The organism is Alkalibacterium pelagium (genome assembly GCF_900109325.1).
GTDB classification, from domain to species: domain Bacteria; phylum Bacillota; class Bacilli; order Lactobacillales; family Carnobacteriaceae_A; genus Alkalibacterium; species Alkalibacterium pelagium.
Genome location: NZ_FNZU01000001.1, coordinates 326,545 through 345,667 on the forward strand (window position 1 = coordinate 326,545; position 19,123 = coordinate 345,667).

Here is a 19,123-nt window from a genome sequence, read left to right on the forward strand (position 1 = left end):
CTTGCTCCTCCAAAAAACGGTTTAGTATGTTAAATCGGTCAAGTTGATCGCCATTCCGAATGCTTTTGTCGGACTCGAGTACTGTCCGCCTGTAACGATAGGTTCTACAGTCTGGTCCGTATAGAATTGCAGAAAAATACCCTTATAGTACGATTGAGCCGGAAGTGAGAATAAGTCACTGTATACGGTCGGGATATTCTTCTCTTCCAGGGCATTGCGCCAGTTGATGATTTCATTGACTGGGCCTTTCAGGTCAGGAAACTGGTCTCTGGCGAAATGGAGCTGATCGGGAACTGGCTGGCTCATCAATTGAACGACAGGATGAGTGTCACCTAAATACTTAGTCAGTCCATCCAGATTACGTTCTCTTAACAGATGTCTGACTTCCGGATCTTGAAGTTCATCTTTATTCAGCAGTTTCTTCAATAGAGAATAATGACTGATCACCGCTACTGAAACGGTCTGTTTTAGATGTGTCTGAAGGTAATCAAGCAGATCTTTCATTGACTTCTGCTGTGTATCGATATCTTCAGAAAAAGTTTCCATACCGAACTGCATGCGTTCTTTATTATAGGAATAAACCGGTCCGGAGTATGCTATTTTATCAGTTTTTAATTTATATTTTTTTCGGTATCTGACTATGGCATCCGTCCAGTCGCTTCTGATTGATAGAAGGGAATCGTTGGCCTGCCAGGTATACCGGTTAGTCATTGATTTCAAATCGTCTGGTGACAAGCTGTCCCAGCGAAATTCTTCGAGGATCGATAGGTCGAGCAGGTCATAACCGAGATGGTGGAAATGATGTAGAAACTCCCATTCTTGATGTTTTTTATCTAATATGTGCTGGTTATTCTGTTCGAATAGCATTAGTCGTTTCCTCATTTCTCTTTTTTTAATGATTTGATACAATAGGAGTATCAAATTCATGTAATGAAAAAATACTAACATAAAATTAGTGAATGTGAAAGCTGTTTTGTTGTCACTTATAATAAGGAGGACTTATGCTATCAGATAATCATATGCACACTCAGTACTGCCCGCACGGTTCGGATGCTAGCATGGAAGAATACGTAAAGGCAGCCATCGGCAAAGGATTGAAGGAACTGACCTTTACAGAGCATGCGCCTCTGGTCATTGATGACCCGACTCCTGAGAATGACAGTGCTATGTCCAGAGAAGATGTGGAAGCTTATATTAATGAGGGAAAAGAACTGAAGGAGAAGTATAGGGATCAGGTGACCATCAACATAGGTTTTGAAATCGATTATATTGAAGGGAAGGAAGAAGAGACACTGGAGTTTCTGAAAAAGCACTCGGACCTCGTTCCTCATTCCATACTCAGTGTTCATATGATCCGACTCAGCAGCGGTGAGTATTTCTGTATCGATTACGACAAGGATGCATTCTTAGAAAAAATCAGTGAAGTGGGGTATGATACATTAGTCAGTAAGTACGAAGATACTTTGTATAAAGCCCTTTCCAATCCTTATGGTGAACTGACCCCTAAAACGATCGGCCATATTACGCTGATCAACAAGTTTGAGAAAGCATACGACCAGATCGATACGATCGATTGGGTCAGTGTGCTCGAATATATTAAAGAGAAAGGGTACCAGATGGACTACAACTTTGCCGGACTTGATAAGCCTTATCACGAGCAGACTTACCCACCAGAACCATTAGTCAAAAAAGCAATTGATTTGGCTATTCCTCTTCGATTCGGCTCGGATGCACATCATCCTGATGAAGTAGGACGTTATTTTGAAAGGAGTCTAAAAAAATGAGTCAATTAAGTTTTGAAGTACTTGAGCACTTAGCTGTCCTGTCAGAGAATTCCAAAGGATGGAGAAAAGAACTGAATCTGGTCAGCTGGAACGACAGACCTGCTAAGTTCGATATTAGAGACTGGAGTCCGGATCATCTGAAGATGGGGAAGGGAATTACACTCGACAATACAGAAATGAAGGCATTGAAGAAACAATTACTTGAAATCGACCTGTAAAGACAGGTACTATTAAGGTAAATATGGAATTGAAGGAGAGATAGCATTGGAAAAAGTTCGGCTGAATAACGGTCTATCCATCCCATACTTGGGAACAGGGACAAATACTTACGGCAAAGAGAACAATGATTATAATGGTGAATTGAACGGCGACTTCTCTGCACTTGAGTCCGCAATCAATTTAGGGTATCGTCTGATCGATACTGCCATCTCCTACCGCAACGAAGCAGGGGTGGGCAAAACCATTAAAGACAGCGGTATTCCTCGTGAGGAATTTTTCATCACTACTAAAATTCCTGCAGACGATCAGTATATTAAAAATAAAGATGCAGTCAGACGGACACTCGATCAAAGTCTTGAAAACTTGCAGACAGACTACATCGACTTATACTTAATCCACAAGCCTATTGAAGATGAAGAAAAACTGCGCCTGACCTGGGAAGTACTGGAAGAGTACGTCGGAAAAGACAAAATCAAAACAATCGGGGTCTCAAATTTTTCAATTGATGATCTGAATCGTCTGGATTCATTTGCAACCGTCAAGCCGGCAGTGAATCAGATCAAGTCCAATCCTACTGAATGGAACAATGAATGGATCAAGTATATGTTTAAGGAAGATATTCGACCGCAGGCTTGGGGACCGATGAAAACGACTGAAGCACACAGAGAGGTACTGGGGAACATAGGCACAGCTTATAATAAAACTTGGGGACAAGTTCTTCTACGTTATCAGACTCAGCGTGGTGTGATTGTCATTCCGAAATCACACAACCCTGAGAATCAGAAAGCTAATCTGGAAAGTCTGGATTTTACACTATCTGATGAAGACATGAGTCAAATAGACTTGCTGTAAGAAACTTAGAATCAAAATAGATAAAATACCGTCAGACAAAGGAAGTTCAATTCCTTAGTCTGACGGTTTTACTAATTGACCCGTTCTTCAACCTAATTAATAAAAAGCGATTGTTCTCCAGTCCTGATCTTTATTTCAATGCAAGTTTGGCCAGCTGGTCGGCCCGTTCATTGTAAAGGACACCAGTGTGGGCTTTAACTTTTACAAAATGTACATTGATTTCCTGAGCATATTTCTTGAAGTAGGTGACATAGTCTTTTGAAACTGTTTTATTGGCTTTCCAGCGTTCTGTTGCCCACATCTCAATGCCTAGATAGTCGTAGTGAATGATAACCGATTGGTAGCCATGACTGACTGCCCATTTGATTGCATTCAAGGCTCCGAAACATTCGCCAGCAATCTGAAAGCTTTCAGCATACTTCGGATCATCTGCAGCATTAGACAGCTCATCAACTACCTTTCCGTCTTTGATCATGACTACACCGTAACTGTATTTTTTTGCCCGCTTATCGAACGATCCATCTACGTAGGCAATCACCGACTCCGGCGTTTCTTCAATAGAAGCAGAATCTGATCCCTTCAGATAATCTTCGGCCTCAGTTTTAGTCGTGAACGACTTGAATTCTGCATTAGAGTAGCCTGAAATCACTTTTTGAGCATCGCTCCAGGTTGTAAAAACACCTGTCTGTCTTCCTTTTTTTACTGCATAATATTTTTTTGGCATATGTACTCCTTAATTCATTCAATCTTATCTTACTCTAGAAGAGAATGGAGTAAATGTCAATATGAGGCTCCGGCCTGTTCTCTTATTATAAATAATGAGTGAGCCCTTTTCAGTATACCCGTGTAAAAGAAAAGACACCTTCACTCATCACGTTAAGGATGTAGAAAAGGTGTCTGGAATCTAGACATTGATATGAAATAAGTATCGCATTAGACTTGTGTGTCTTCTGGAGATAAAAGGGCAAATCTTTTCTTGTTCAATATGATGACGCTCACGAAGTGATACAGTGTCCATACGAGAATAGCTGTAAAAGGAACAATGAAGAGCCAGGTGGTGGCGACAATACCAATTGATGCTACATGCCAGTAAACAAATCCGACTCCAATAGTCAGAACACCGTGAACGTACTGTCTGATCCTGCTCCACTGATCGATTCTACTTAAGACTTTCATTACCAGAGCTGTTATGAATGCAGCAAGGGCGGCATATCCGAATGGATTAGTCATAGCCGGAAAACGAATGGCAGCTATCAGACTCATTTCTGCTATTAGATGGAACCCGATCATCACTGCACCGGTGACTCCGGCAAAAGCTGTGGCTATTTTCTGTTTCCATTCAGAGGTAAGGATAATGAAGCTTAGCGACAGATAAGCCAGAATACCCACGATCATCGATAAGGCATGATCAGGAAAAACTGGAATAACAGATCGAAACAATCCGACAAACATCAACAGAGATAACAAGGTAAACAAGCCTATTACCAGACCTGTCTTTTTCTTTTTAAGCATGCGACGACCCCTTTCAATAATATTAGTTGCTCTCATGATAAACTTAACATACATATGGAAGCGTATAAACTAAAAACCCTTATTGAGATTGTGACAAAGCTGAATAAAAAAGGTAGGCTTAACAGAGGACGAAGGAGTGAAAAACTTGAGCAAAAAATGGTTGATGCAATTATTTAAAAGACGGGTCATACTGGCGCTGTTAATTATTATTCAATTTGCGATTTTTGGGTTCGTAGTTAACCAGTCGCTGGCCTATTCCATTTTCTGGGAGACAGTGTTTACCATGCTGTCGATAGGTGTGGCTCTTCATGTTGTCTGGAAGAAAGGAAAAGAAGCTTATAAAATCACATGGATTCTTCAGGTCCTTATTTTTCCTGTTTACGGCACTTTATTTTATTTAATATTTAATAGACAGACTCAAACAAAAAAACTTCAGGCAAAACTCGAACAGATTTACCAGGTTCATTTCTCATTTGCTGGACAAGAGGAGCCAGTTTTAAACGAAGCGAAAACTGATTATCCTCATCATGCCAGACTGATGCATTATCTGACATATGCTGGTGGCTTTCCAGTCTATGATCACACTGAGACAGACTACTATCCTATTGGAGAATCATATTTTGAGGCTATGCAGGAAGCAATCATTAAAGCAGAGTCTTACATATTTTTTGAATTTTTTATTGTGGCGGAAGGAAAGATGTGGGAAAAGCTGCTTGACTTGCTGGTGGAAAAGGCAGAGCAGGGAGTAAATGTCCGTGTCATGTATGATGACATTGGCAGTTTCGTTACCTTGCCATCCAATATAAAAGAGCAGTTGGAAGAAAAGGGAATCAATTGTCGAATATATAACCCATTCCATCCTATCCTTACCTCTTCACAAAATAACCGGGATCACAGAAAGATCCTTTCAATCGACGGAAAAGTTGCATTTACTGGCGGAATAAATATAGCTGATGAATATATTAATGAAATCGAGAGGTTCGGTCACTGGAAAGACAATGGGATAAAGCTGACAGGGAAAGGAGCCTGGGGTCTGACACTCATTTTCCTTCAGTTATGGCAGTCTATGGACAGTCATATAGATACTGAAGATTTAAAAAGCCTCCAACCTGTTAGCTGGGAGACCAGTACAAGTGAGGCCAAGTCAACCCAGTATGTCCAGCCCTTCTCTGACAGTCCGACTGACAAGAAAAACTTTGGCGAACATGTATTGATTAAAATGATACATGCTGCAAAAGAATCGGTGTATATTTACACCCCTTATCTGATACTAGATGAAAATCTTGAAACTGCACTCATACTGGCAGCCGAAAGTGGAATCGATGTAAAAATCATTACGCCTAAGAAATGGGATAAGTATCTCGTACACATGACCACACGATCTTACTACTCTGAACTGATAGAGGCAGGCATCAGTATATATGAGTATACACCAGGGTTCATGCATGCAAAGACTGTTCTAGTGGATGATGAAGCAGCACTTGTCGGCACCATCAATTTTGATTACCGAAGCTTATACCTCCATTTTGAGAATGCTGTAATGTTATTTGGGGGAACAATCATGCATGACATTAGAAAAGATTTTGACGAAACGATCAGGTCCAGTGAACTGATGACTGATCAAACGGTAAATCAGTCTCCCGTCAGACGTCTGACAAAAAGTGTACTGAGACTATTTGCCCCGCTGATGTAAAGAAAGGATGAGCCTATGGACTCGCTGACAATTGGATCGACTAAGATAACCTGGTTAAACGGAGGAGTGACCATGATGGATGGAGGGGCCATGTTTGGACCGGTACCGAAACCGTTGTGGAGCCGTCGCTACCCGTGCAATAAAAAAAATCAGATCGAACTCGTGACTGAACCGATGCTCGTTGAAAAAAATGGCATGCTTTCACTCATTGATGCAGGGATTGGTAGGGGGCGACTCTCGGACAAACAGAAGATGATCTACGGAGCCTATGAAGAATCGACCATCGAAGAAGACCTGGCCTTACTAGGATTTGAACCAGGGGACATTGACAGAGTGCTCATGACCCATATGCACTTTGACCATGTTACCGGCTTAGTGAAAGATGTCGACGGTCGGAAAGTACCGGTGTTTCCGAATGCGCAGATTTTTGTTGAGAGCAGGGAGTGGGATGCGATACAGCATCCTTCAAAACGTACGAGCGGAACATACTGGGAAAATAATTGGCGTGCGATCGCTTCTCAGATAACTTGTTTCGATGATTCGATTGAAGTAGGAAAAGGAATTGAACTGATCTATATAGGAGGTCATAGTCCAGGGCAATGTCTGGTTAAAATTACGGATGGAAATAAGGTTGCAGTACATTTATCGGATGTCTTCCCTACACATGCACATCTCAACCCGTTATGGGTCACTGCCTTTGATGACCATCCGCTCGATTCCATCGAAGCAAAAGAGACTTGGATCAACAGAGGACTGGAAGAAGGATGGACGTTTCTTTATTATCATGATGCGTATTACAGAGCACTGACATTCGATAAGGAGACCAGGGAAATTAGCTGGTCACTGAAAAGGACCAAAGAACCAGCTGTATCATTTCACCCCTGAAATCACTCAAAAATAGGAGTTTGGGGTCGAATGTGATAGTATAAAGCTGGAGGAGAAACAATGGAAAAGATTACGATCTATCATACAAACGATATTCATTCTCAGCTTTCTTACTGGCCCAGAATAGCACGCTATCTGACTCAGGAGAAACAAAGGCTGATGAGTAAAAAGGAAACAGTATATGTTTTTGATGACGGAGATGCTACAGATCGAGTCCATCCTCTGACCGAAGCAACTAACGGGAAAGCAATTGCGGAGCTGCTTCATGATGGATCTTACGATGCTGTGACTATAGGAAACAATGAGGGAATCGGAAACACTAAAGATCAGCTTAATGACTTGTTTTCCGAAGCTAGATATGAAGTGGTCGTATCCAATTTAAAAGATAAAGAAACAGAGAGCCGACCGGACTGGGCAAGAGAAGTACTCCTGCTCAAAACTAAAGGCCAGCATACATTTGCATTAGTTGGTCTGACTATTCCGCTGCCGATGAGTTATGACTCATTGGGATGGAATGTAGAGGACCCTTTCGACGTACTTGATGAACTGGTCAGGACATACAGAAACAAGGTAGACGGATTTATTCTGTTAAGCCACCTTGGCCTGCCCACTGACAGGGAGATAGCTGAACGCTACCCCGAAGTGCTTGTAATCATGGGGGGACATACCCACCATCTGCTGCCGGAAGGTGAAATGATCGAAGGCACACTGATAGCCGGTGCTGGAAAATTTGGTACGCATGTAGGGAAAATTACGCTAGAATACGATAAAGGCAATCAGATACTGATGGCTGCCGAAGTAATCGATGTCCGTTCACAGGTTGATCCAGTTCCTGATGAACATGTGGATATGAATGAACTCTACAGAATAGGAAACAGGATGCTGGAGCATGAAGTTCTTGGGGAATTGAAGCAGCCACTTAACAAAGAGCAGGTTGCAGAACCGAACCTGATATCATTGACGCTTGCAGCTATGACAAGTTTAAGTGATACCACTATAGGTGTGGTCAATACAGGGCTTTTCTTAGAGTCGCTTCCCAAAGGGTTGATCAACCGGAGACAGCTGCATGAAGCTCTTCCTCACCCGATGAGAGTAGTCGAGGTAAGCATGGATGGAAGAAGTCTAAAGCGACTGCTTAATCAAATGGAGCAGCAGAAAGAAAAGCTGAAAATGCTGCCTGTGAAAGGATATGGATTTAGAGGAAAGATATTCGGGAGTCTTTATTTTCAGGGGATCAAAAGGATAAAAGAGGGCATCTATATCAATGGAAAAGAACTTGATCAGAACAGAGAGTATAAATTGATCACGGTCGACTATTTTCTATATGTTCCTTTCTTTCCGGAGCTGCAGGCTCAGACCTCTGTTAGAATGATCAGTCCCGACTTCTTGAGAACAATCGTCGGGAATTATATTGCACACCAGAATTCGAATTCATTAAATGAAAGGAAAGAATCATCGTGACAGACAATAAAGAAAAGAATATAGGACGACCAGGCACTGAGGACAAGATTGAGGAACTGGTCAGAAATGATGAAAAAGTAGTAAAAAAACTTGATGCCGAGACACTTGAGATTGCAGGCGACAAATATTCAATAAAAGAGAATTATAGAGAAGCGCTTGATCTGGAACTGCTTGAAGACCGGTATAGCGATTTACTGGAAAAGTATGACTTTATCGTTGGAGACATGTCATATGGCAAACTAAGATTAAGAGGCTTTTATCACGACAGTAACAAAAAAGCACCGATCGATATGAAAATCGGTCATCTTGAAGACTATTTAAGTGAATACTGCAGTTTCGGCTGTGCTTATTTTGTCCTTGAAAGTCTTGAAACAAAGAAAAAACAGCGGTCGTATCCTAATCCTGACCCTCAGTTCAAACAATCTCAGAAAAAACCTCAAAAAAGAAGGTCAGAAAAGTCTAGAAGGAAATCTTCCGGACAGAAACAGAACCAGCCTACTAGGTCCAAGCCTGCAAAAGACTCACCTAAAAAGCCATCACATGAACCGCAGAAGAAATCAAATGAATCTGCTAAGAAGAAAACAGATAAGAAATCTTTCACTAAAAAAAGCAGATCTGAAAGCAAGCCTAACACGAAAAAGACTGAAAAAGTAAAAGAAGTGAAAAATGAAAAAGGAAGCACTCGCTTTCAGATCAGAAAGAAAAAGTAATTAAGTAAAGGAGCCTCCCAATGACTGACCATAAGTATAAAGGATACCTTATCGATCTGGACGGAACTATGTACAAAGGTAAAGAACCGATCGAACAAGCCCCTCGTTTTATCCGTCAACTAAAAAAAAGCCAGACTCCTTATGTATTCCTGACTAACAATTCCACCAGCAGTCCGGAAGAAGTGGCTGTTAAATTGAAAGCCCAGTTCAATGTCCCCGCAGAGGCTGATGAAGTCTACACCAGCTCTTTGGCCACAGCTGATTATGTGAAAAATCTGGAAGGCAACAGAGTGTTTGTTGTCGGAGAGAGAGGTCTTATTGAAGCCCTGGAACAGGTGGGGTGTGAGATTGTCGAAGAGGATATTGATCATGTAGTTGTTGGTTTGGATACAGGCCTGACCTATGAAAAATGTATGATCGCCAGTCTTGCCATTCAGAACGGGGCTTCATTCATTGCGACTAACAAAGACACGAACTTACCTAATGAGTTGGGCCTCGTACCTGGAGCGGGCTCTCTAGTCGCCCTTATAGAAAAATCGACACGAGTTGAACCGACCTTTATTGGAAAGCCGGAGAGTTACATCATGGAGTCAGCTCTTAAGAAAATAGGTCTGAACCGTGAAGAGGTTCTGATGGTCGGAGACAATTATGAGACGGACATCCTTGCTGGGATCAACAACGGAATCGATACACTTCTTGTACTCACTGGCTTTACATCAAAAGATGATCTTGACCAGTTTGCTGATCAGCCGACTTTTGTGATAGACACCTTGGATGACTGGAGTGTTTAGAATGAATGCTCTAAGAAAAGCAGGAGGTGTAACGAGTCTGATCCTCCTGATCATCACTGCAAGTATTGCGGTTGTCATCTTGTTTATTCCACTTTACCAGCTGACTGTCACGGTTCATGATCTGCCGGAACGGTTGAATATGACATACGAAGCAATAATGGACAATTACTACGTGCTCCTAAGGTATCTCCATTTTCCTTGGATCACTGAACTGGAGTTTCCAGATTTTCCGAGTTCAGAGAGTGGACTGTTTCATTTCTGGGAAGTCAAGATTCTGTTTTACATTAATTACGGGATACTGATTGTTTCCGGTGTAGCCAGTTTCTTTTACATGAGATATCTCAAAAGAAAGAGAAAGATATGGACACTTCAGAGACCATTCTTTATTGCAAGTTTAGTCCCGCCTGCACTGCTTTTTTTCCTGGCCGTAAACTTCGACAGAATGTTCGTTATATTTCACGAGATTTTCTTCAACAACGATGACTGGCTGTTCAATCCCGCTACGGATCCCATTATCCTGGCACTTCCACAGGAATTCTTTATGTACTGCTTCATTCTATTTTTCATTCTCATAGAAGGAGCATTCATCGGGATGTACTGGTACAGCAAAAAACGTGGATTCAATTAATAAGACCGGCCACTTACATGAGCCTGCCCAATCAGGCAGGCGTCTGTAAGTGACCGGTCTTTATCTGTTATTTCATAACATCTGAGATTTCAGGATTATCGTGTGCGACCCGACTTGCTGCAGCCGCGGCGATTGCACCGACTATATCGTCCAGGAAGGTATGTGTCTCCTGTGTGTTCTTGTGATCATCGAGTCGACTGATGACTTTTGGCTTGGTCTTGTCTAAAAACCCGTAGTTGGTGAAGCCGATCGATCCGTACACGTTGACAATGGATAAAGCGAGAATCTCATCAATCCCGTATAGTCCCTCATCTTCTTTAATGATTTCCTGAAGCGGGCTGGACAATTTGTTTTCTTCGCATAAAACGTCAAGCTCTATTCCAGTTAGAATGGCGTTCTGGACCTCGCGTTTTCTAATGACAGCCTGAACATTATCCAGACATAACTCCATGGTGATTTCTGAGAGATAAGGTTTCTGAAGATCATAAACCAGTTCGGCAATTTCTTCCAGCGTCACCCCTCTGTCTTTTAATCTCTTTAAAGCTACTTTATGCAGTTCTGAACCTGATTGAACCATGTTGACTCCTCCTTATTAGTGTATAATTAATCTTCAAAAGATAATTTCGTACTTTGGATCGGTTGAGCATGTTCATTTGGATAAATCGAGTGAATCGCATGATTGACTGCAGTAGGGGCCTCTCCAAAACCCGTCGCAATCAGCTTTATTTTGCCATTAAAGGTCATGCTGTCACCTGCAGCATATATTCCTTCGATCGATGTTTCCATTTTCGAATTGACGACGATATCGGTCTGTTCAAGAGCAATATTCCAGTCCTTTACTGGTCCCAGTGAAGAAACGAACCCATAATTGACAATGAAATAATCCAGATCGATAGAGAGCGTATTATCTCCACGTGTTTCTTTAAATTCTACGGCTTTAAGATGGCCGTTTTCTTCGACGAGATTGTGGGGAACATAGGGGGTAAGAACCTCAATGTTTGAAGACTTTACCATCTCCACAGAGCCTTCATGGGCCCTGAACCGCTCTCGTCGGTGAACAAGAATGACTTTTTTTGCAATGGGCTCAAGAGTCAGTGCCCAGTCTACTGCTGTATCCCCGCCGCCGCAGATGACGACAGTCTTGTGTTTATACTGCTCCAGATCTTTGACAATATAATGCAGGTTAGCTTCCTCGAAAACTTCTGCATTTGGAAGCGATAATGTTCTCGGACTGAACGAACCCTGACCAGTTGTAATGATTACTGTCTTAGAATAGTGACTGCCTTTAGTGGTCGTTAATTTAAAAAGCTGATCGTCCAGTTTGTCAATGGCCAGTACCTTTTCCTCGAGACAGATCGTCTGATCGAAGTGCTGCATCTGGGCAGTCAGCTGGTGAACCAGTTCTTTTCCAGTAACCCCTGCGTATCCTCCAACATCATAAATAGTTTTCTCCGGATAGAGGAGAGACACTTGTCCGCCCAGAACAGGTAATGATTCGATCAGTTTAGTTTTTGCATTTCTCATACCCGCATAAAAAGCTGCGAACATGCCTATAGGCCCACCGCCTATTATAGTGATATCGTATAGTTCTTCTGACAGATCCAAAACAAACCCTCCATAATAAAACTGTAAATCAATATAGCAGGCCGATGATCAACGCGATCACAATGCCTGAAAGAATTCCGAAAAAGACTTCGATCGGTTTATGTCCAAGATATTCTCTGGACTGCTTTTCTTCTTCCTTCATTGCTTCGATTTCTTCCTGAGTCTGATGAGTGAACATCTTTCTGAAATTCTCGAAATCTGCCAGCAGTTCATTGATCAGAATACCATGTTCCCCACTCTGACGTCTGACACCCATAGAATCGAACATAACGATGACTCCGAATGTGGCCGCAATTGCTACATAAGGTGACTGAATGCCGTATTCTGATATCATACTCGTTACGAGGGCAGTTACTCCTGCCGAATGAGAACTGGGCATTCCACCAGTCGATGTGGCGAGTGCTACTGATGACGGCCTGTTCAGTAAGAGAGCAACAGGGACTTTGATGATCTGAGAAATAATAATAGCTGAAAAAGCAGCTACCAATGGATAATTGTTAAATAGTGTCATGAAAATCTTCCTTTGATTAAAATAAAAACCTTCTTAATAATAACATGAATAAATGCTGATGATGATTAAAAAGTGTTACAATTAGAAAGTTATTGGCATTCCAACAGAACTGAGGTACACTGAATAGAGATAATCATTAGGAGGAATACGAATGAATCAATTTCCACAATTAAACCTGGATCAGGTAACTGGACCAAAAGCTGTAGTCAAAACCAGCATGGGTGACATCACTATCCAGCTCTTTCCTGAAGAGGCGCCTAAAACAGTAGAAAACTTTGTCGGACTATCAGAAAAAGGATATTATGACGGCGTAATTTTTCACCGTGTCATTCCAAACTTTATGATACAAGGTGGAGACCCTACTGGAAGCGGAATGGGAGGCGAAAGCTTTTTCGGGGGGAACTTCGAAGATGAATTCAGTCCATCACTGTTCAACCTGAACGGCGCACTTTCCATGGCCAATGCTGGACCAAATACTAACTCAAGTCAGTTCTTCATCGTGACTATGAACGATATTCCAGCTCAAATGGTTTCTCAACTGGAAGGTGCAGGATTCCCTGAAGAAATTATTGAAGCGTATAAAGAAAAAGGTGGTACCCCTTGGCTGGATCAGAAACACACTGTCTTTGGTCATGTCGTTGAAGGATACGAAGTAGCTGAAGCAATCCAGAATGTAGAAAGAAACGCAATGGATAAACCTAATAAAGATATCATTATTGAAACGGTCACGATCCAAAACTAATAAGGACCATTCAATCAGTATTATTATCAGTTTAGGAGGCATGACATGTTAGGTGCGATAGAAGCCGGAGGAACGAAATTTGTATTGGCTGTCAGCGATGATGAGTTCAACATTATAGAAAGACAGTCGATCCCGACCACGACTCCAGAAGAAACGTTTGAGAAAGTGTTCAAATTTTTTGATCAGTATGACGTCAGCGCCATCGGTATCGGATCATTTGGACCAATAGACGTCAACTTAGAATCAGAAACTTACGGGTACATTACATCTACCCCGAAAACCGCCTGGGAACACACTGATTTTATCGGAGTAATGAAAGAAAGATATTCTGTCCCTATGGGCTGGACCACAGACGTAAACGCTGCGGCTTTAGGGGAACTGACCTATGGTGCGGCTAAGGGGAAACACTCCTGTCTCTACCTTACAGTAGGTACCGGGGTAGGTGGCGGAGCGGTGATCAAAGGAGAACCTGTTGAAGGATTTGGACATCCGGAAATGGGACACATCCTTGTACGGAAACATCCTGAAGATCATTTTAAAGGCCACTGTCCTTATCACGGAGACTGCCTTGAAGGGCTTGCAGCTGGACCGGCAATTGAAAAACGCTATGGGAAGAAAGCTCAGGAACTGGCAGATACCGAGGAAGTCTGGGAGATTGAAGCTTATTATCTTGCCCAGGCGCTGATGAGCTATACATTGACACTTAGCCCTGAGAAAATTATTCTAGGCGGAGGAGTCATGAAACAGACTCAGCTTTTCCCGCTCATCAGAGACGAATTCACACGTCTGATGAATGACTATGTACAAACTCCCGATATGGAAGAATACATCGTCTCACCACAACTGAAAGATGATGCTGGCATTACTGGCTGTCTCATACTCGCTCAACGCGCATTATAACGAAAAGTCCCGTCAGGTTTTTCGGTCGCCACTTTAATTAGTGGCTCATATTCCTGAAGGGACTTTTTTTATTGTTCGAATACTTTCCTGATTCTGTTCAGTCCATCTTTGAGTACGGATTCAGGTACTGCAAAATTCAGTCGCATGAAGCATTTGCCGTTCTGTCCATAACTGATGCCGTCATTTAAAGCGATCCTACCTTTTTCTGCAAAGTGATTCTTTAAATGTTCAGGTTCTATGTTAAGGATAGAAGCATCAAACCAGAACAGATAAGTAGACTGCGGGACCATATAGCTTACGTGAGGAAGGTACTTATCGAAATAATTAATAATATACGTTCGGTTAAGTGTCAGATACGCCATGAGTTCGCTGCGCCAGGACTCTCCGTGATTAAACGCTGCTTCCGTGGCTATCATCCCAAAACTGTTCACTGCATCAAGTTCCGTCTGATGTTGAACAGAGACAAAGCGATTTTTTAAATCTTGATCGTAAATAAGAGCATAAGACAATTTAACACCTGCAATATTAAATGTTTTTGTTGGAGAATGAAGCGTGACTACCCATTTTTTAAATTGGTCATTAAGAGTAACTGGTGAAATGCAGGTGTGGCCGCTGTATACCAGGTCACTGTGTATCTCATCACTGATCAAAATGACTTTATGATGTATACATAGGTTAACTAGTTCAGTCAATTCGTGCTCATTCCAAACTCTCCCGCCAGGATTATGAGGGTTACTTAAAATGAATAGAGTCACATCCGGTCTTTTCAAAATAGATTCAATCTCTTCGAAATTCATGACGTACTGTCCATCTTTTATTACAAGAGCTGAAGTGAGTATGTTCCGGTTGTTATTTTCTACTATTGAACAGAACGGAGGGTAGACAGGGTCATGAACCAGAACAGTATCACCGGCTTCGGTAAAGCTCTGAACTGACACAGCGATAGAAGACAGGACCCCAGGTGAAAAAAGAATCATTTCTTTTTCTATATGCATGTCGTGATGAGAGTTCTGCCAGTTGATTATCGAATCGTACAAACTGTCTTTCGGGAAAGTATAGCCTAAAATGTCATTATCGATCATCGACTTCAATGCTTTCTTTACTGGTTCAGGATTATCAAAGTCCATATCAGCCACCCACATTGGTAAAGCATCAGGACTGTTGAATAGTTCCTCTGTCAAATCCCACTTGACACTACCAGTCTTATGGCGGTCAATCACTTTGTCAAAATCCATAACATCACCTCTAATGGTCTTTACCCATAGTATTAGCCAAACATAGTCGAAATGCAAGGTGAGTTTAAACGAAGCATGGTTTCCAATATTTTTCATTTCATGCTATACTACTATAGGATGATTTCATGAAAACCATGATGACGGAGAGGGGAATTCATGGTGTACAAAATAGGACAAAAAGTTAGAGGAAAAGTCATCGGGATCCAGCCATATGGAGTGTTTGTAGCGATAGATGATGAAACACAGGGCCTCATACATATATCTGAATTAAAACACGGATATATCAAAAGCATCTCCGATGTCATCAATAAAGGAGACATGGTGGATGTCATCATTATGGACATTGACGAATATTCCGGGAAAATCAGCCTGTCACTAAGAAGTCTGCATAAACCCAAATTCCATCCTTTTTCAAACAAACGTAACATCGCCCGTTATGGGAAGAAAACTGGAATCGGATTTAAGTCGATCGAAGACAAGCTGCCGAAGTGGGTAGAACAGGCACTGAATGAAATCGATGCACAAAAGAACAGCAGAAGAAACGGCTGACTGATTATTTGCTTAGAAAGGTGTTAATAAACTTGATGAAAGAAAATCATTATGTTGCATGTACGATTCTTGTAAAAGATGAAAATGGACGGTATGTGTTCCTTGTAAGGAAACAGGATGAAGGCTTTGCTTTTTTAGCAACAACTGTAAAGCCCAAACAAACAGGCCTTGCCAGTGTAATCGACAGGCTTAAGCAAGTATGCAAACTGGACATTGAAAAGCTAGAACTAAATGAACTGACTAATGCCATCGTAGACGACAACCGGATCCCACTGTTCGTTTTCATTTATGAAAACGACGACCTCGACCGCCCGGATGACTTATTAACCGAAAATACGGATCTGTCATGGGTACATTCAGAAAACGTGATCACCACATTGGAACAATGGAAAATTTCTGGTGTTCCGCAATTTCTACTTATATAAGCAAATTAATCAATTTTGGAGGATGATAATATGACTAAAATCAATTTTGACTACTCAAAAGTGGTTGGACAATTCATTAATGAAGAAGAACTGAAAAACATGCAGCCGCAAGTCGATGCAGCACACAAGCTGATCCAGGAGAAAACTGGTCCAGGAAATGACTTTTTAGGTTGGGTCGATCTGCCTGTAGACTACGACAAAGAAGAGTTTGCTCGTATAGAGAAAGCTGCACAGAAAATCAAATCAGATTCTGACGTTTTAGTCGTTATTGGAATCGGGGGGTCTTACCTTGGAGCCAAAGCCGCTTTGGATTTCCTTACCCATTCTTTCTACAACGAGTTAAACAGTGAAGACCGAGATGCTCCTCAAATATTCTTTGCAGGTAATAATATCAGCTCTACTTACATCAGTGATTTAATAGAAGTTATTGGAGATAAAGATTTCTCTGTCAACGTGATCTCTAAATCAGGAACAACTACTGAACCTGCGCTAGCATTCAGAGTCTTCAAGAGCCTGCTGATCGACAAGTACGGGGAAGAAGATGCAAAAGGAAGAATTTATGCGACTACCGACAAAGAAAAAGGAGCACTGAAATCTCTAGCTGATGCAGAAGGATATGAGACGTTTGTCATTCCTGATGATGTCGGCGGGCGCTTTTCGGTCCTGACAGCAGTTGGGCTGCTTCCAATTGCAGTGGGTGGGGGAGACATCACTGCACTAATGGAAGGGGCAGCGCAGGCTCGTAATGATTTTTCAGAAGATGATTTAACAAATAATCTGGCGTATCAGTATGCTGCGTTCCGTAATATCCTATACAGAAAAGGAAAAGTCACTGAACTGCTGATTAACTACGAACCAAAACTTCAGTATTTTTCTGAATGGTGGAAACAGCTCTTTGGTGAATCAGAAGGAAAAGACCAGCGTGGAATCTACCCATCCAGCGCCAACTTCTCTACAGATCTTCATTCGTTAGGCCAGTACATTCAGGAAGGCAGAAGAAATCTGTTCGAAACAGTGATTAAAATCGATAAACCTGTCAAGTCAATGTCAATTCCTACCGAAAAAGAAGACCTTGATGGTTTAGGTTACCTGGAAGGAAAAGAAATAGATTTTGTAAACACCAAAGCATTTGAAGGCACTTTGCTTGCTCATACTGATGGAGAAGTGCCTAACTTCGTTGTTACTATTCCAGATACGTCTGCTCATACGCTTGGTTACCTGTTCTACTTCTTTGAGATTGCAGTAGCTTTATCAGGTTACCTGAACAGTGTCAATCCATTTGACCAGCCGGGTGTAGAGGCATACAAGAAAAACATGTTTGCCTTACTTGGAAAACCTGGTTTCGAGGATCTTGCGGAAGAATTAAACAATCGTCTATAAAATCGAATCTTTAAAGAAGAGTATTTATGCTCTTCTTTTTTCTTTTCCTATATATGAAAATAAGGTATGATTGTTAGCTATAGGGGGAGAAGGAATGAATCGAATAAAAGTAACAGAAGCAGAAGTTTCTGATATACCAAAGATTAAAAAGATCCTGCACAGTACAGCAGTGTGGCTGAACCATAAAGGATCTGAACAATGGGCCGGTCTGCTTAAAGGAGAGGATGTACATAATATTCAGGCAGCGGTAGAGAGAAAAGAGGTCTATCTAGCCTATAAGGACAAAAGTATATTAGGCACGTTTGCTCTCTGGGATAAGCAGACACCGTGGGATATAGACTTATGGGGAGAAGAGAAAAGCAGGAAGTATCTTTACCTTCACAGAATAGCACTGGATAGTGACCAGCATGGAAAAAATAGAGGAAAGTTTCTACTGGAGGCAGCTCAGTTGATTGCGAAAGAGAATGGGAAACAAGGAATAAGGCTGGACTGCATTGCAGGCAATCCAAACTTAAACTCATTTTATCAGGCGAACGAATTTGAATATGTAAAAACAGTCCATGACTATGATAACGGAGAAGGCCTGCAGGATTATAACCTTTATGAATGGAAAGTGAAAAAAGATACTGAAAAGTATTGACGATGATCCAAATACCTGTTATTATTAATCTCGTTGCTGCAAAACACTTATGTGTAACAGCAACACAAAAAAAGTGAAATAATCGTTGACAAGTAATTGACGATAAGCTATACTAAAATAGCTGTCATACGAGCAAAGGTAACGCTTTCAACTTTGAAGAAATAAACAAAAATATTTCAGGAAAAGGTTGACGCTTAGACAGCGACATGGTATGATATAAAAGTTGTTGCGAAAGACGAACAACACAAACTGAACGAGATAGATCTTTGAAAACTGAACAAAGTAGAAACAACCAAATGTGCAGGGGTCTTCGATTCTTTTGGAGTCGAAGGCAACAAACGAGTTAACATGGTTAACTCACAATTAATACTATGAGCAAGTCAAACTTAAAATGAGAGTTTGATCCTGGCTCAGGACGAACGCTGGCGGTATGCCTAATACATGCAAGTCGAACGCTGAAGCACTCTGCTTGCAGAGTGTGGATGAGTGGCGAACGGGTGAGTAACACGTGGGGAACCTGCCCATAAGAGGGGGATAACATCCGGAAACGGGTGCTAATACCGCATAGGTGATCATAGCGCATGCTTAGATCATTAAAGAT

22 protein-coding genes and 1 rRNA gene are annotated in these 19,123 nt (G+C 41.6%); 16 read left to right on the forward strand and 7 right to left on the reverse strand.

Features of this window, described 5'->3' with window-relative positions; all coding sequences use genetic code 11:
• Positions 1-21: 21 nt before the first annotated feature.
• Positions 22-867: an ATP phosphoribosyltransferase regulatory subunit gene (locus BMX79_RS01550; RefSeq protein ID WP_177165383.1), complete on the reverse strand. Its 846-nt coding sequence runs from the start codon at positions 865-867 to the stop codon at positions 22-24.
• Between the two features lie 134 nt (positions 868-1,001).
• Between BMX79_RS01550 and hisJ the strand changes: the two genes are divergently transcribed.
• Genes hisJ through BMX79_RS01565 form a run of 3 tightly spaced genes read left to right on the forward strand, consistent with a single transcriptional unit; the run spans position 1,002 to position 2,855 of the window.
• Complete coding sequence (hisJ, locus tag BMX79_RS01555) at positions 1,002-1,784, forward strand: histidinol-phosphatase HisJ (RefSeq protein WP_091478530.1); 783 nt, start codon at positions 1,002-1,004, stop codon at positions 1,782-1,784.
• Positions 1,781-2,002: a YdbC family protein gene (locus tag BMX79_RS01560; protein ID WP_091478532.1), complete on the forward strand. Its 222-nt coding sequence runs from the start codon at positions 1,781-1,783 to the stop codon at positions 2,000-2,002. Before hisJ ends, BMX79_RS01560 begins: the two co-directional genes overlap by 4 nt.
• Before the next feature lie 46 nt (positions 2,003-2,048).
• Positions 2,049-2,855 carry an aldo/keto reductase gene (locus BMX79_RS01565; protein ID WP_091478534.1) on the forward strand — a complete coding sequence of 269 codons (807 nt, stop codon included), beginning with the start codon at positions 2,049-2,051 and terminating at the stop codon, positions 2,853-2,855.
• A 130-nt stretch (positions 2,856-2,985) separates the two neighbouring features.
• Here the strand turns inward: BMX79_RS01565 and BMX79_RS01570 are convergent, their stop codons facing one another.
• A complete protein-coding gene (locus tag BMX79_RS01570; RefSeq protein WP_091478535.1) occupies positions 2,986-3,579 on the reverse strand; it encodes a ribonuclease H1 domain-containing protein in 594 nt (197 codons plus the stop codon).
• A gap of 209 nt (positions 3,580-3,788) precedes the next feature.
• Complete coding sequence (locus tag BMX79_RS01575; RefSeq protein WP_091478537.1) at positions 3,789-4,367, reverse strand: hypothetical protein; 579 nt, start codon at positions 4,365-4,367, stop codon at positions 3,789-3,791.
• A 145-nt stretch (positions 4,368-4,512) separates the two neighbouring features.
• On the opposite strand from BMX79_RS01575, the gene cls reads away from it, so the two are divergent.
• The 6 genes from cls to BMX79_RS01605 are packed head-to-tail and all read left to right on the forward strand — an operon-like array spanning position 4,513 to position 10,535.
• Positions 4,513-6,060: a cardiolipin synthase gene (gene cls, locus BMX79_RS01580; protein ID WP_091478538.1), complete on the forward strand. Its 1,548-nt coding sequence runs from the start codon at positions 4,513-4,515 to the stop codon at positions 6,058-6,060.
• 15 nt (positions 6,061-6,075) lie between these two features.
• Positions 6,076-6,945, forward strand: coding sequence for an MBL fold metallo-hydrolase (locus BMX79_RS01585; protein ID WP_091478540.1), 870 nt, complete (start codon positions 6,076-6,078; stop codon positions 6,943-6,945).
• Positions 6,946-7,005: 60 nt separating this feature from the next.
• Positions 7,006-8,406: a bifunctional metallophosphatase/5'-nucleotidase gene (locus tag BMX79_RS01590; RefSeq protein ID WP_091478542.1), complete on the forward strand. Its 1,401-nt coding sequence runs from the start codon at positions 7,006-7,008 to the stop codon at positions 8,404-8,406.
• A complete protein-coding gene (locus tag BMX79_RS01595; protein ID WP_170230922.1) occupies positions 8,403-9,116 on the forward strand; it encodes a YutD family protein in 714 nt (237 codons plus the stop codon). The genes BMX79_RS01590 and BMX79_RS01595 overlap by 4 nt, the downstream gene beginning before the upstream one ends.
• Positions 9,117-9,136: 20 nt before the next feature.
• Positions 9,137-9,907, forward strand: coding sequence for a 5' nucleotidase NucF (nucF, locus tag BMX79_RS01600; protein WP_091478545.1), 771 nt, complete (start codon positions 9,137-9,139; stop codon positions 9,905-9,907).
• Position 9,908: 1 nt separating this feature from the next.
• Positions 9,909-10,535: a TIGR01906 family membrane protein gene (locus BMX79_RS01605; RefSeq protein WP_091478547.1), complete on the forward strand. Its 627-nt coding sequence runs from the start codon at positions 9,909-9,911 to the stop codon at positions 10,533-10,535.
• A 67-nt stretch (positions 10,536-10,602) separates the two neighbouring features.
• Here the strand turns inward: BMX79_RS01605 and BMX79_RS01610 are convergent, their stop codons facing one another.
• The 3 genes from BMX79_RS01610 to BMX79_RS01620 are packed head-to-tail and all read right to left on the reverse strand — an operon-like array spanning position 10,603 to position 12,651.
• Positions 10,603-11,112 carry a phosphatidylglycerophosphatase A family protein gene (locus BMX79_RS01610; RefSeq protein WP_091478548.1) on the reverse strand — a complete coding sequence of 170 codons (510 nt, stop codon included), beginning with the start codon at positions 11,110-11,112 and terminating at the stop codon, positions 10,603-10,605.
• 26 nt (positions 11,113-11,138) lie between these two features.
• Positions 11,139-12,140, reverse strand: coding sequence for an NAD(P)/FAD-dependent oxidoreductase (locus tag BMX79_RS01615; RefSeq protein ID WP_091478550.1), 1,002 nt, complete (start codon positions 12,138-12,140; stop codon positions 11,139-11,141).
• Positions 12,141-12,168: 28 nt separating this feature from the next.
• A complete protein-coding gene (locus BMX79_RS01620) occupies positions 12,169-12,651 on the reverse strand; it encodes a divergent PAP2 family protein (RefSeq protein WP_091478552.1) in 483 nt (160 codons plus the stop codon).
• 151 nt (positions 12,652-12,802) lie between these two features.
• Between BMX79_RS01620 and BMX79_RS01625 the strand changes: the two genes are divergently transcribed.
• A complete protein-coding gene (locus BMX79_RS01625) occupies positions 12,803-13,393 on the forward strand; it encodes a peptidylprolyl isomerase (protein ID WP_091478553.1) in 591 nt (196 codons plus the stop codon).
• A 45-nt stretch (positions 13,394-13,438) separates the two neighbouring features.
• Positions 13,439-14,293 carry an ROK family protein gene (locus BMX79_RS01630; protein WP_091478555.1) on the forward strand — a complete coding sequence of 285 codons (855 nt, stop codon included), beginning with the start codon at positions 13,439-13,441 and terminating at the stop codon, positions 14,291-14,293.
• Between the two features lie 68 nt (positions 14,294-14,361).
• On the opposite strand, the gene BMX79_RS01635 is transcribed toward BMX79_RS01630, so the two are convergent.
• Complete coding sequence (locus BMX79_RS01635) at positions 14,362-15,528, reverse strand: MalY/PatB family protein (RefSeq protein ID WP_170230921.1); 1,167 nt, start codon at positions 15,526-15,528, stop codon at positions 14,362-14,364.
• A gap of 156 nt (positions 15,529-15,684) precedes the next feature.
• Between BMX79_RS01635 and BMX79_RS01640 the strand changes: the two genes are divergently transcribed.
• The 5 genes from BMX79_RS01640 to BMX79_RS01660 all read left to right on the forward strand — a co-directional run.
• The gene (locus BMX79_RS01640) at positions 15,685-16,077 is read left to right on the forward strand and encodes a CvfD/Ygs/GSP13 family RNA-binding post-transcriptional regulator (RefSeq protein ID WP_091268938.1); all 393 of its coding nucleotides are present in this window, start codon (positions 15,685-15,687) and stop codon (positions 16,075-16,077) included.
• Positions 16,078-16,112: 35 nt separating this feature from the next.
• Complete coding sequence (locus tag BMX79_RS01645; protein ID WP_091478558.1) at positions 16,113-16,502, forward strand: hypothetical protein; 390 nt, start codon at positions 16,113-16,115, stop codon at positions 16,500-16,502.
• Positions 16,503-16,532: 30 nt separating this feature from the next.
• Entirely contained in the window at positions 16,533-17,882 is a 1,350-nt protein-coding gene (locus BMX79_RS01650; RefSeq protein WP_091478560.1) for a glucose-6-phosphate isomerase, read from the forward strand.
• A 94-nt stretch (positions 17,883-17,976) separates the two neighbouring features.
• A complete protein-coding gene (locus BMX79_RS01655; RefSeq protein WP_091478562.1) occupies positions 17,977-18,522 on the forward strand; it encodes a GNAT family N-acetyltransferase in 546 nt (181 codons plus the stop codon).
• Positions 18,523-18,909: 387 nt separating this feature from the next.
• Positions 18,910-19,123: ribosomal RNA gene (locus BMX79_RS01660) — 16S ribosomal RNA — on the forward strand; the annotation flags it as partial.